The sequence below is a fragment of the Zobellia laminariae genome, from assembly GCF_030553095.1.
GTDB lineage: Bacteria > Bacteroidota > Bacteroidia > Flavobacteriales > Flavobacteriaceae > Zobellia > Zobellia laminariae.
Genome location: NZ_CP130738.1, coordinates 1,965,847 through 1,978,018, shown reverse-complemented (window position 1 = coordinate 1,978,018; position 12,172 = coordinate 1,965,847). Strand labels below are relative to the sequence as shown.

Sequence of the window (12,172 nt, the reverse complement as noted above, 5' to 3'; positions counted from 1 at the left end):
CTTGAATTTCATTAGTTGGGTCTGCATCTGCATCGTCCCCACCACCACTTGTACTAACCAATTCGTCCAAGGCATCTTGGACATTACCCGCCGTAAGCCCCGAGCCCGCATTGTTATAAGGCACTTCTGAGGCGATTTGAGCATCTCCGCCGCCACCTCCACTAAACAACCTATTATCAACATAGGTCTTTACCGCTCTCTGTGTAGGTAAAATGCCGTTACTGTTTTCAACCAACTCACCATCATCGGATATTTCATTAACCTGATTACCAGAGTTAAGATTGAATCCACCTAAAATCCTCAAGTCGCTTTTTATTTTTACTTCCCCAACATTTTTATTCTCGATATCATTGCCATTTGCTTTCCATACGTTATCACCTGATGCTATTGCAAAAGGTACCGCCATAAGTTCTGTAGTGCCTACCTCTGTGCCATTAAATGAAACTGCAACAAAGGCAGCCTCTCCCCACGGCAGATTGTCGTAACTACCCCCATTACTAACTCCACTTCCTATCTGTAAGTTAAAAACACCATTGGCATCTGTAGTTACCGAATGACTTTCCTTGTACTGATCAGCTGCATCTGCACTACCAAATTTTAGAGCTATACTAATATTCAGCGTTTCTTGCTCCATTAGTTCATTTTCCGAATTACGGGCTACACCTTGGTAATTGATGAAATTTTTCTGTTGCGCCTGAACCATAAATGTTCCAAAAAACATAATGGCTATTACTGCAAATATTAAAACGTAGTTTTTCTTCATGGTTCTATTCTTTAATTAGTTTATACACGTTGGTTTCGAAATTGCCTTCCAAAAAGAGCTTTAATACATATACACCTTTGGCCATATAGGCCATATCTATTTTGTATTCTAATTTGTTCTCTTCTATTATCTGACTGAGCACCCGTTGGCCATTTACAGCAAATAGCTCTATTCCAACAACCTTGTTTTGACTTACAAAAACAGTAACCTCTTCCACAACAGGATTTGGGTACACCAAAATATCCGAAGGTTCCTCATAAGGACTTAGCGGAATTACCAAAATTCCTTTACCCGCCCAAAAACCTTGGTCTACAGAATTATCATCCGCTATCAAACCCACTACAGGCTCTCCAATAGTAAAACTCACAGATATATCTGTATTGTTCATTACACCACCCACATTGCTTATGACACTGCGTTCTATTGACTGGGCAAAAGAAAATGTGGCGGTTAAGATTAGAAAAAAGAAGAGTAGTTTTTTTTTCATTTTCGTTGGTTTTACTATTAATGTTCTTTTGAGCTTTTAGGTTAACACCTAATCTATTTTCTCTTTTTTCTATAGGTAAACACCTCTAGACCTCCAAAATCTATTTCCATAGTTTTTGAGAAGTCTCTCCAAATTTTATGACAGGCGAATAGCATCAACAATAAAACCTCAACACCCAGAAGTAATAGCGGATGTATATATTTTACAAGAGTAAACAATGATTCAGAAAAAATTAAAGAAGTATTGACCGTTAAGGCTACGAGTAAAACAATTGTGGTTTTCATATGTATGTATTTAAAGTTGATATTCCGCTCACCAACCAGACAGATTGAAATCTAGTTTGATTGAAAATATTTTATGAGGGGAAGGATTTAACAGAAAGCAATACACCGAAAATAATTTTGCCCTAGAGTCCTCTATCGTTTTAAAAGGTATCAGTTTCATTAAGGCGCTATGAACGCTACAATGTCAAAGACATTAATTGAAATAGAGGAAACCGATTTGAGAAAGTATGGAAGAAGAAAAGCACGAATTCTTTGATTATAAATTGACAAACTTTCACTTTAGCCAATAACAAGATAGCGGCAACCGCTGCTGCGAAGAAATGAAATTGTACAATTAGACCATACTTATGTATAATCTGCAGTAAAAACTTTGTACATAAGTACTAATGAGCAGGAATTTATTTACGCTTGAACACCTTTAAACCAGACTTCATACTTCTTACCTAAAATAGGAGCTGGACTTTCTTTTCCGTTTAGAGCGTTCATAAGTGCCATAACCCACATGTATAGCAATACAAAAATGCCGAATATGTTTATAATCCACCCTAGAATTGGTACCAGACCAATAATTCCCAATGACACTCCTGTAAGACAAAGTCCTAGAGACTGACGAATATGATAACTGGCAAATTCTTGTTTTTTATCGTTGTTCATTACAAAAGCGACCACCAAACCAATAATGGTTATATAGGATAGTATTGCCATTGTCTTATCATTTTCACTTGTTGCAGCAGTGGTTTGAGCTGCATCCATTTTTGTATCTGTATTTTCCATTATTTCATCTTTTAAAACTATATAAATTCAATTTTACTCAGCCATATCGGTCAGTTTCTCGAGTTTAAGCTTGCGCACCATATCCCAAGTTTCTTCAGGAAGCATATCACTCGCATTTACGGTAACTAAAAACCTTTCTTTATAAGCAAACATCAATTGGGTGTGGTTAGACTTTTTCTTATAGGTCTGTTGCGCTTTTACACCATCTACCTCAACGGTTTGCTGATGCTTATATTCATCTTCGGTCTCCATTTCAAAATTACCCAGCAGTCCATAGCTTGTAGACATCATACTGCCCGTTGGTCCAGCACCGTCAATTACCATTACGCTGAACTTTCTTTTCTCCTCAGGTATTTTATATGTTCCCTCCACAGAGTTTACTTGGTACATGCCCGTTTGCCCAACTTTGAACCCGGCTCTTTCTAAGTCCCCCAAATTAGTAGGCAACCATCCTTTTAGTTGTTCATTGGTTAGCGGAATAGCATCTTTTAGTTTTTCTATTCTGCTCTCTACTTTTCTAGCTTCCTTTACAAAAGTGGTCGCGTTTGACACACCTTCCTTAGCTTTTGACAATTTATCTTTTACCTCACCTACACAAGAACCAAACATTATTAATAGCAGTATAAGTCCAATATTTTTGCACGAATTTTTCATGGTTGCATATTTTATTGTCCTTATTGAGTGTCACAACTTTCTTTATCAATATCTGCCTTGGCTTCCTTAATCTCTTGATCAATTTCTGCCCTGCTTGTAGTTGGTATACAGTCATAAATATCATCTAAGGCATCTAGATAAGCTTTGGCTGCGCTTTTATAATCGGCGCAATTTTCTGCTGTGGGATTCTCACTATATTCCTGTGCAGCAGTAGACCAAGATTGCAATTCATCTGCATACCCTGCCGCCCAATTTCCTCCAAAGCAGTTTCCCGCGGGATTTAACGGATTGTCTTTACTACAACCATAGGTTAACATAATAGCTACACCGCAAACGGCTAAAAGAATTTGTCTCTTAAAATTTTTCATGATTCTTAATTTTATTTGTTAATCAATTACATTTTGTAGTGTTTTCAAGTGGAAAATTCTTTGCACACAACGCTCTACACCAATTAATGTCTGAGACCAAAAAAGGTTAACATACTGGTTGATTTTTTTCTGAAAAATAAAATTTTGGAGTAGTGAACTATCGAAACCATAGCGCATAAAAAAGCCAGAAAAATAAATTTTCTGGCTTAGACAAACTTTAATACTGTATGATACCACCAAACCGTACGGTCCTTCTAATGTATCAAAATCGATTGGTACCAGAAAGGGTGCTGATTCAGGTAGTTCCCCCGAAACCTATAATCGGCAATCATTTCATCAACAAGTTGACTAAATGACCCAGAATGGTTGCATTAGGCGGACTAAACACGTTCTATTTCATAACATGTTGCCTAGAACCGTACCTTTTTGGGTTGGCAGTTTCATAAAATTGTAAGAGAGTTCCCCATATGTAGTTTTGTCTAATTGTTGGTTTGGTATTTTTTGTATATCTAATCTTGTACTATATTCAATATTGGTCTTTACCAATTTGGGGGGTTGTAAAAATAAGCATTTTCTTAACACGGACTACCATAGACCACTATAATTATTGAATCTAACTTCATCATCCGTAGATTGTTACAAACAACACACACCCTCCCAGAAATAACGAATAAACAACACCTCTATTGTAGGGTTAAACCTTCTTTTCTTTGAGCTTCAAACTTTTTACTAACATATACCATTCTGCCTTCGGTATTTTTAAAAGACAAATTCATACTTCCGCTTATTACTTGTTGGTTGAATTCTGTAATGTTTAAAAAACCCCTATAAGTAAAATAAGGTTTCTCATCTAAATCATTAATATTAACAAAACCAAATACGCCGTTAAACTCGCTTAAAAGACTATTTGAACTTTTCGTAATCTCGTGCCTACCTATTAAAGTATTAATCTCCTTTGTAGGTTTGGAAATTACCATTTCAAAAAGTTGTGTGTCCTCCGGATTTATATAATCTGGTTTTAATTCAATACTCGTAAACGAGGCACCGCTCTTAGATACAACAGTATTAGATTCAAAAACCAAAGAGCGCTCTAAAATACGAGCTATACTATCTGCTATTCCCACATTGTTTGACACATACGTATCCTCCAAAAAAGAGGAAGGAGACAACTTATGATCTACTCCAGAATTCGAAAAAAAGAAAGCCGAGAGCATCAGCCAAAACCCTACTTTGGTTGTATTACTGAAAAACTGAAATAGTAAACCATACATAGCTACTAGTTTTTAGATTTTGGAATTGAACCTTGTTGGCTTACTAACGTATTTTCTGCGAACTGCTCTCCAACTACTAAATCGTTGTTCAATTCTTTAATATCATTTGTGTTGGTCAAAGCCGCCGCTACTAGAGTTACGATTAGTAAAGCGAACATGAATAGACATTTTTTCATTGCTAATGTTATTTAGTTTTACCTTTTTGGAATCTGTTATAAAAACCCTGGGGAAACATTAATAACCGTCATACATTCATGAGGCTAAAGTAATGTTGAACATCCCGTGGTTATAGTTGTTATGTATAAATGGTCTACTTTCCTGTATAAATGGTAAATACCTTATTCTACAAGGCCTCATAAGAGTAAAAAATGCTCATTTTATTACAAATAACCCTAAAGACATTCAAATGAAAAGCCATCAGAACCGTTTTTACCTCTTTTTATACCAAACACACTATAATTATATCCATCGATACATCTTTCTAATCATAAAACATGCCATACCGTTAAATTTGTTTACTTTACCTTAAAGTATTGTTCTATGATAGAAGCCGTAATCGTTGATGATGAAATCAAAGCCTTGCAAAGCCTTTCTTGGGAATTGACCAATTTTAGCGATGAAATAAAGGTGGAGGCTTCCTTTACAGACCCCTTTGAGGCATTGACTTATTTGGAGAAAAATACACCAGATTGCCTTTTTCTGGATATTGAAATGCCAACGATGGATGGCTTTCAATTTATTCAAAAATTGACCAACAAAAATTTTCCTGTAGTAATCACAACCGCGTATAACCAGTATGCTATAAAAGCCTTGAAGAATGAGGCTATAGATTATCTTCTAAAACCTATTGATACGGATGATCTTAGAGATACCATCGTAAAAATCAGGAAACACAATGCTAAAAACTTTACCGCAGAACGGTTAGAAAGGTTACTGTTGAATTTCAACTCCAACGCAAAACATAAAAAAATAACCTTCAATACGGACGGTAAACTAGTGTTCCTTGACAGCGATGAAATTTTATATGCTGAGTCCGATGGAAATTACAGCACCATTTTTTTAGCAGATGGTCACAAGATTGTACTTACAAAAAAACTAAAAGAGGTAAACGAGTTATTACCAGCCGATTCTTTTTTTAGAATTCATAATTCATTCATTATCAACCTAACCAAAATAAAAGAGTTTTTGAAAACCGATGGATATGTTATTTTGGAATCCAACCATAAGATTCCCGTTTCCAGACAAAAGAAATCAGATTTTTTGGATATGCTCTAAACTAATTAATGAGTCCTAAACTCAAAAATAAAAAGTCCTACATCTTAAAATGTCCAATTAGTTTGGGTAAATTGTGTACACTCTTATTTAGCTTTTTATATCTAGCTACGGTTAACGCCCAAACCATACCCACATCATTCAAAAAAACGGTTGACAGTCTTATTACGGCAGGTCCAAAAACCTATTCAGAAATACATCCCATATTACAGGACTATAAAAAAGATACCGTTCTCATGCGGTATTTTTCCAAAGTCTCGTTGGAAAAAAAATACATTTCAGGACAGATTTATTCTTATAACGAACTAGGAAGAGCCTACCGGAATACTTCTCAATACACTAAAGCTGTTGAGCTACACAAAAAAGCATTGGACCTTGCCGATGAGATAGATAATATAGAATTTAGAGTGGCCAGTCTTAATGATTTAGGTGTTGTTTATCGTAGAACATCTTCCATCCGGACTGCAATGGACTATAACCAGCAAGCACTAGAACTGGCCGAAGCAGTTAAGAAAGAAAACCGGTCTAAAAGCCTCGAAAAAAGCATAAATGTATCCTTAAACTCTATTGGGAATCTATATATTATGCTCAACCAATACAACCAAGCTATAGATTATTTCAAAAAATCCTTAGCTCTAGAATCCGAACTAGGTAACACCTTGGGCATGGCAATTAACTACGGAAATATTGGAAATTGCCTTCAGGAATTAGGCGAATTAGACGAGGCCCTAGAAAATTACCGAACATCTCTAGCGTACAACGAAGAGATAGATAGTGATATGGGTCGTGTTATCTGCAAAACAAGTATAGCTCAAGTATATCTGAAAAAAGACCGCATTAACGAAGCTACCAAACTTCTTTTACCCATAATGCCAGTTGCAAAAAAATTAGGCGATGGTTTTCTAATTGCGCCTATATATATTAATCTTGGATGGGCGGAAATGTCTACTGGAAACTACATAAAAGGAGAGCAAAACATCCTTGAAGGCCTAAGGGTTGCCGAGAAATTCAACCTTAAGGATGAAGCCGCACGCGCAAGCCATTTACTGACTACTCTCTATCAAAAAAAAGGCGACTATAAAAGGCCCTTGACTACAACATGAAGGCTGACAACCTAGATAAAGAAATTGTAAACGCAAGTACAGCGCGTTACGTGACCGATATTAATTTTAGATACGATTCCGAGAAGAAATCCAGTGAAATTCAAACCTTGGCCCAAGAGAATGAAATGATTCAAATGAAGCTTCGTACCAGTCGTACTACGCTTCTAATAGGCAGTATAGCCTTAGCATTGTTAGCGGGTATTTTTTACATACTCTACAGACAATATCAGCTGAAGAATGAAAAAAAGGTATTGACTTTGGAACAAAGTATGCTGCGTAGCCAAATGAACCCTCATTTTTTATTCAACTCACTCAATTCTATTAAATTATACATCATAAATAACGAACAAAAGAATGCTGTTCACTATCTAAATAAATTCTCAAAACTGGTAAGGAAAATTCTTGAATCCTCATCTATGAGAGAAATTCCCTTGGCCGAAGAATTGGAGACCGTAGATCTCTATATGAATATTGAAAATATCCGTTTTTCTAATGAGATAGATTTTAAAATTCGCATTGATGAAAACATAGATACCCACACCGTAAAAATTCCATCATTAATTTTACAACCGTTCCTTGAAAATGCCATATGGCATGGACTCTCTCCAAAAAAAGGCGAAAAAATCATTGACCTACATATCACAAAAGACAAACAAGATTTTATCCATATTACCATATCGGATAATGGCGTAGGAAGAGTTATGGCCGATAAAATAAAGAGAAATAAAGTCTTAAAACGAAAGTCCGTTGGTATTGAAATTACCAAAGAGCGGCTTGCTAATTTTTCAAAAGATCTTCAAAACTCATTTGAAGTAGAAATTGTGGACCTATATGATGAAAACCAAGAACCTTTGGGAACCAAAGTAATACTCCATGTCCCTACTGTTTAGTATGCTCTATAGCTACTTGTTCTAATTCTTCATCTCAGGCTTCGCCAAACTTTCTTATCAGCGCTTCCTTTACAAATTTATATATTGGCACTTTAAGCTCATCTCCTAAAGCACAGGCAGGATCACAGATGCTCCATTTATGATAATTAACAGCAGTAAGTTCTGTATACTCTCTTATACGAACAGGATACAAATGGCATGACACGGGTTTCTTCCACTTTACTGCACCTTGGTTATAGGCCTCTTCAATACCGCATTTTGCGGTTCCATTATCAGAAAAAATAACATAAGCGCACTCGCTATTGTTTACCAAAGGAGTTTCCCATTCGCCATCATCTCCTTTAACGAAAGCTCCTTGCTCCTCAATAGCATCAATACCTTCTTTTCTCAAGAAAGGTTTTACTTTACTATAGATATCTACAATAATCTCAGTTTCCTTTTCTTCTAATGGTGCTCCAGCATTCCCATCTATACAACACTGGCCTTTACAAGCCGTAATGTTACAGACAAAATCCTTTTCAATAATTTCTTCTGATACTATGGTGTTACCTAATTGAAACATACTGCGGGTTTAGAACCGCAAAGATACTTTTAAAGAGGATTTTCACCCTTAAATTAATTACATATCTATGCTTCCTTTCGGTTTAATTAAATGTAATTTTGCGAAAAATTTTGAGGTATGGACATACAATTCGATTTACGGGAAATTGCGACCGCTACCATGGTACTCTTTGCGGTTATTGACATTTTGGGAAGTATTCCAATAATTATTGGGTTACGGAAAAAAGTAGGGCATATAGAGTCTGAAAAGGCTTCTTTTGTCTCGTTGCTTATAATGATTGCTTTTCTTTTTGTTGGTCAAAATATTCTAAAGCTAATTGGTATAGATGTATATTCTTTTGCCGTAGCGGGGTCATTCATACTCTTTTTTCTTGCTTTGGAAATGATATTGGGAATTACCCTTTATAAAGAAGATGAACCAGAAAGTGCTTCTATAGTCCCTATTGCCTTTCCATTAATTGCTGGTGCAGGTACCCTAACGGCATTGCTTTCTTTAAGAGCAGAATTTCGCGTAGAAAATATTATTGTTGCCATCACCTTAAACACTATTTTTGTATATCTAGTTTTAAAATCCTCAAGAAGGATAGAAAAAGTACTAGGTAAAAACGGGCTTAACGTTATTAGAAAGGTCTTTGGGGTTATTCTTTTGGCCATTGCAGTAAAACTATTCGCGGCAAACGTTAACGAGTTATTCTAATATAAATAACAGCAGGCTATATACTCCATTTTACAAACCTGTAAAAAACATAAAAATGAATAAGACATTAACTATTATCATAGTCATAGCAGCCATTGCACTTATAGCATACAATGTAACGATGATTGATTTTCAGAATCCTTTTAGTGGAGATAGCACTATTGCCTTAATTGGTATTGTGGCTTCACTTTGTGCTATAATGCTTATTTTAATTTTTAGAACAAGTAAAAAAATACAGAAAAAAGTAGAGCAACGTAATTAGTTATTGCTTTCTATAGCTTCGGCTTCTTTTTGCTCCAAAACTGGGTTGTCTAACTTTAGCACCTCCTGTAACATTTTATCTTCGGCGCTTTTAATTTGGGCGTGTACATTAGCGCCAAACAACTGTTCTGACAGTGCTGCCTTTAAGTAAAGCTTAATACTATCTTCATATTCATAGAAATTCATTCTTAGATTTCTTTGAACTGAATAGTCTACAAATTTTTCAAAAAGAATATCGTCTACTTTAAAATCTGTTATGAACTCTTTCTTGGTGTATGAATTGTATCGTTTTCTATCGTCATCTAAATGCTCAAATATAAAGTAAGAAAGCCATCCAAAACTATCCATACTTTCTACCGCTTCTTCCTCATTAGAACCTATTGGAACAAACACATCTGGGATTATTCCGCCCCCACCGTAAACCACCTTGCCTTTAGGTGTAGTGAACTTCAAAGAGTCGGCCACTTTTATGCTATCTACAGTAACTAATTCACCACTATGATATCTATCTGTAAATGTCTTATAATAATCTTCATTTCCGTTTTCATATGACTTCTGAATACTTCTACCCGTAGGAGTATAATATCTAGAAACCGTAAGACGTATGGCGCTTCCATCTCCTAATTCCATCTCGCGTTGCACTAAACCTTTACCAAATGAACGACGACCAACTATAGTACCAATATCATTGTCTTGTAAAGCCCCTGCTATTATTTCACTTGCAGATGCAGACCTTTCATTGATTAATACGTAAATAGGCTTATCCTCAAACTTCCCTTTTGAGGTAGCGTATATCTTGTTTATATTTCCTTTTTTGTTCTTAGTAAACAAAATAAGTTTTCCATCTTTTAGAAACTCGTCAGCCATTTGCTCCGCAACGCCCAAGTAACCCTAGTTATCTCTTAAGTCTAAGGTTAACTTAGTAGCTCCTTGTTTAATTAATTCTGATAGTGCGGATTTAAACTCCCTATACGTAGACTCCGCAAACCGATTCACCTTTATATAGGCCATATCATTCGTTAGCATATAGTATGCCTCCACACTTTTTATAGGTACAATATCTCTTTTTACGCTGACCGTGAATGTTTTATTTTCTGATTTCCTAAAGACTTTCAACTTTACAGAACTGCCTTTTTCTCCTTTTAGCTTGCCTACAATATCTTCGCTAGCCAAATCTTTACCGTATAGGGTATCATTATTGGCCATTAAAATACGGTCTCCCGCTTTTATCCCTTTTAAGTAACTAGGACCTTTAGGAACTGTTCTAATCACTGAAATAGTGTCTTTATACGGGTAAAAGTTAATACCGATACCTACAAAATCTCCTTTCATATTCTCAGAAACCCGATCCATCTCGTTTTTAGGAATATAAACGGAATGTGGGTCTAGTTTCTCCAGAATCTGATTAACGGTTACATCTACAATGCTATCCGTATCAATATCATCTACATACTCATAATCTATATAATCTATAAGTCTATTGAGTTTGTCTTTTTTAGAATTGGTAGTAAAGAGTTTTTCCGGGGAGTCTGCAAAATGCAGCTTCCCTCCAACAAAAATACCTAGCGCAAGTGCTGCAGCTATTACGGTAGGCCATATGTAGTTTTGTTGTTTTTTCATAATTATTTTGGCTCGTCTACCGTAGATTCAATTTCCGGTAAATGCACTAGTTCTATGCCAGCACGTTCTAAAAACTGTAATCCAGAATCGTCCTTGTAAGCTCTTTTATATACTACTCGTTTTATACCTGACTGGTGTATTAATTTGCTACATTCCCTACATGGAGAAAGCGTAATATAAAGCGTTGCTCCCTCACATGACTGGGTTGATGAGGCTACTTTACTTATTGCATTCGCTTCCGCATGCAAAACATACCATTTGGTATATCCCTCATCATCTTCGCAAATATTTTCAAAACCTGTTGGTGTACCATTGTACCCATCAGATATAATCATCCTATCTTTTACGATTATTGCGCCAACCTGTTTGCGTTGGCAATACGATAGTTTTCCCCATTCCTGGGCCATGCGTAAATATGCCTTATCGTATTTTTCTTGTTTTGACTTTTTCATGTAATGCGAAGATACAACAATAGACATATGTGCTAATTATCTTACCTGCTATACAACTAAGATACCTGCTTTCAAAAAGCCCAACAATATTTAGGGGTTAATTTTAAGTGAAAATAAATTAGTTACTAAAGCGGAAACGTACGAACAAGCATTGGTATTGTTAGAAGTATAATTAAAATTGAGGTAATTACGACGAACAGCACTTTCTTTACTTTCGTAGCTGCAATTACAGCCCAACTCACCGATAAAACGGACAGAACTATGGTAACTTGTGAAATTTCAATACCTGTAGCAAAACCCAGGAGAGGTACTAATTTATTATCCTCTTCTGCCATTAGCATTCTAAAGTAATTACTAAAACCAAACCCGTGAATTAGACCAAAAACCAATGTAGCCAGTACATGACCCTGCATATTCTGTGCGGTAGTAGTCTTCCGCATATATAAAAGATTAAAAATAGCCGTCATCATTATAGTTACGGGAATCAAAAATTCAATAAGGCTAACATCTACCGTTACTGTACCATAGGCACTCAAGGCGAGTGATAAGCAGTGGGCAATTGTAAACACAGTAGCTAATACAACTACTTTTTTCCAAGTCTTAAAAGAAAAGGGAATGGCCAATGCCGTTAAAAATAGAATATGGTCATATGCGCTAAAATCAAGCACATGCTCCAAACCCATCTGTATATAGAAAAAGAATTCTTGCATTTTGA

The 12,172-nt window shown here is 35.9% G+C and carries 15 protein-coding genes and 2 pseudogenes; 5 read left to right on the top strand and 12 right to left on the bottom strand.

Annotation, left to right across the window (positions count from 1 at the left end; all coding sequences use genetic code 11):
- Positions 1-436: 436 nt before the first annotated feature.
- The 8 genes and pseudogenes from Q5W13_RS25810 to Q5W13_RS09360 form a co-directional block, all read right to left on the bottom strand.
- A pseudogene (locus tag Q5W13_RS25810) lies at positions 437-703 on the bottom strand (DUF8740 domain-containing protein); the annotation flags it as partial.
- 64 nt (positions 704-767) lie between these two features.
- On the bottom strand, positions 768-1,250 hold the full coding sequence (locus Q5W13_RS09390; RefSeq protein ID WP_304446111.1) for a T9SS type A sorting domain-containing protein: 483 nt from the start codon (positions 1,248-1,250) through the stop codon (positions 768-770).
- Between the two features lie 53 nt (positions 1,251-1,303).
- A complete protein-coding gene (locus Q5W13_RS09385) occupies positions 1,304-1,534 on the bottom strand; it encodes a hypothetical protein (RefSeq protein WP_155595161.1) in 231 nt (76 codons plus the stop codon).
- Positions 1,535-1,936: 402 nt separating this feature from the next.
- A complete protein-coding gene (locus Q5W13_RS09380; protein ID WP_237332233.1) occupies positions 1,937-2,308 on the bottom strand; it encodes a DUF4870 domain-containing protein in 372 nt (123 codons plus the stop codon).
- A 33-nt stretch (positions 2,309-2,341) separates the two neighbouring features.
- Positions 2,342-2,962 (bottom strand): hypothetical protein, encoded by a 621-nt coding sequence (locus Q5W13_RS09375; RefSeq protein ID WP_304446110.1) that lies wholly within the window; start codon positions 2,960-2,962, stop codon positions 2,342-2,344.
- Positions 2,963-2,982: 20 nt separating this feature from the next.
- The gene (locus Q5W13_RS09370) at positions 2,983-3,330 is read right to left on the bottom strand and encodes a hypothetical protein (protein WP_155595163.1); all 348 of its coding nucleotides are present in this window, start codon (positions 3,328-3,330) and stop codon (positions 2,983-2,985) included.
- A gap of 683 nt (positions 3,331-4,013) precedes the next feature.
- Complete coding sequence (locus tag Q5W13_RS09365; RefSeq protein WP_304446109.1) at positions 4,014-4,601, bottom strand: hypothetical protein; 588 nt, start codon at positions 4,599-4,601, stop codon at positions 4,014-4,016.
- Between the two features lie 5 nt (positions 4,602-4,606).
- Positions 4,607-4,759 carry a hypothetical protein gene (locus tag Q5W13_RS09360; RefSeq protein ID WP_304446108.1) on the bottom strand — a complete coding sequence of 51 codons (153 nt, stop codon included), beginning with the start codon at positions 4,757-4,759 and terminating at the stop codon, positions 4,607-4,609.
- 382 nt (positions 4,760-5,141) lie between these two features.
- Between Q5W13_RS09360 and Q5W13_RS09355 the strand changes: the two genes are divergently transcribed.
- The 3 genes from Q5W13_RS09355 to Q5W13_RS09345 are packed head-to-tail and all read left to right on the top strand — an operon-like array spanning position 5,142 to position 7,866.
- Positions 5,142-5,876 (top strand): LytR/AlgR family response regulator transcription factor, encoded by a 735-nt coding sequence (locus tag Q5W13_RS09355; RefSeq protein WP_155595166.1) that lies wholly within the window; start codon positions 5,142-5,144, stop codon positions 5,874-5,876.
- Positions 5,877-5,884: 8 nt separating this feature from the next.
- A complete protein-coding gene (locus Q5W13_RS09350) occupies positions 5,885-6,976 on the top strand; it encodes a tetratricopeptide repeat protein (protein WP_304446107.1) in 1,092 nt (363 codons plus the stop codon).
- A complete protein-coding gene (locus Q5W13_RS09345) occupies positions 6,973-7,866 on the top strand; it encodes a sensor histidine kinase (RefSeq protein ID WP_304446106.1) in 894 nt (297 codons plus the stop codon). The genes Q5W13_RS09350 and Q5W13_RS09345 overlap by 4 nt, the downstream gene beginning before the upstream one ends.
- Before the next feature lie 34 nt (positions 7,867-7,900).
- Here Q5W13_RS09345 and Q5W13_RS09340 read toward each other — a convergent pair whose 3' ends face one another.
- Positions 7,901-8,428 carry a DUF3109 family protein gene (locus Q5W13_RS09340; protein ID WP_304446105.1) on the bottom strand — a complete coding sequence of 176 codons (528 nt, stop codon included), beginning with the start codon at positions 8,426-8,428 and terminating at the stop codon, positions 7,901-7,903.
- 117 nt (positions 8,429-8,545) lie between these two features.
- On the opposite strand from Q5W13_RS09340, the gene Q5W13_RS09335 reads away from it, so the two are divergent.
- A complete protein-coding gene (locus tag Q5W13_RS09335; protein WP_155595169.1) occupies positions 8,546-9,124 on the top strand; it encodes a MarC family protein in 579 nt (192 codons plus the stop codon).
- Between the two features lie 55 nt (positions 9,125-9,179).
- Positions 9,180-9,386, top strand: coding sequence for a hypothetical protein (locus tag Q5W13_RS09330; protein ID WP_155595170.1), 207 nt, complete (start codon positions 9,180-9,182; stop codon positions 9,384-9,386).
- On the opposite strand, the pseudogene Q5W13_RS09325 reads toward Q5W13_RS09330, so the two are convergent.
- The 3 genes and pseudogenes from Q5W13_RS09325 to Q5W13_RS09315 all read right to left on the bottom strand — a co-directional run bounded on the left by Q5W13_RS09325 (position 9,383) and on the right by Q5W13_RS09315 (position 12,167).
- Positions 9,383-11,005, bottom strand: a pseudogene (locus Q5W13_RS09325) (S41 family peptidase). The gene Q5W13_RS09330 and the pseudogene Q5W13_RS09325 sit on opposite strands and share 4 nt — an antisense overlap.
- A 2-nt stretch (positions 11,006-11,007) precedes the next feature.
- A complete protein-coding gene (locus Q5W13_RS09320; RefSeq protein ID WP_304446104.1) occupies positions 11,008-11,457 on the bottom strand; it encodes a deoxycytidylate deaminase in 450 nt (149 codons plus the stop codon).
- A 125-nt stretch (positions 11,458-11,582) separates the two neighbouring features.
- Complete coding sequence (locus Q5W13_RS09315) at positions 11,583-12,167, bottom strand: HupE/UreJ family protein (RefSeq protein ID WP_304446103.1); 585 nt, start codon at positions 12,165-12,167, stop codon at positions 11,583-11,585.
- Between the last annotated feature and the right edge of the window lie 5 nt (positions 12,168-12,172).